The 865-nt window shown below is 33.6% G+C and carries 1 protein-coding gene; it reads left to right on the plus strand.

Translation table 11 applies throughout. The annotated features are described in order from the left end of the window. Positions 1-68: 68 nt before the first annotated feature. Positions 69-833 carry an IS5 family transposase gene (locus ACYVFA_RS13495; protein WP_460472358.1) on the plus strand — a complete coding sequence of 255 codons (765 nt, stop codon included), beginning with the start codon at positions 69-71 and terminating at the stop codon, positions 831-833. The last annotated feature ends 32 nt before the right edge of the window (positions 834-865 follow it).

Genomic DNA, 865 nt, shown 5'->3' on the forward strand with positions numbered 1-865 from the left:
AGAACATGTTTAAATTTTGAGAAAGGGCATCGGTTGCTTAAATTGTAAGTGACCAAACCTATAATTCAATGCAAACTCAGTTTACTGAATTGACCGATGCCCAGTGGCAAGTTATTGAAGAAATTTTAAATGAACATAGAAAACGCAAACATAATTTGCGAGAAGTAATAAACGGGATTTTAGAGATACTTCGGACAGGGACACAGTGGAGAAATTTAAACCATCCTACTTTATCTTGGCAAATAATTTACTATTATTTTCGAAAGTGGACAATTAATGGGGCATTGCATAGAATAAATAGCGAGTTGAATAAAAAAGAAAGGAAACGCCATAATAAACAAGAAACACCTAGTTTGTTGTGTATTGATAGTCAGTCTATTAAATCAGCCCCCTTTTGTATAGAAGATAAAGGTATTGATGGGAATAAACACATCAATGGAAGAAAAAGGCATATTATCGTCGATACATTAGGTTTAGTTTGGGGTGTAGTAGTCCATGCGGCGGACATTCATGATGGAGTAAAAGCTCATTTATTAGTAGAACAATGTTTAGGGTATTTAGAAAGGATGAGAAAGATACTAGTGGACGATGCCTACAAAAAAGTATTCTATAACTGGGTTCAAGAGAATATAATTGGATTGGATATTGAATTTGCTTCTAAACCACCTACCAAAAGAGGATTTGTTCCTGTAAAGTGGAGATGGGTTAACGAACGCACTTTTGGATGGCTCAACTTCTTTCGAAGACATTCAAAAGATTATGAAAAAACAACTAAAAGTTCGGAAGCATGGATATTATGGGCCAATTGCCAAATTATTCTAAATCGATTATGAATTATAACAAATATAATTTTTAAACATGTTCT

This window comes from Emticicia fontis (assembly GCF_054779675.1).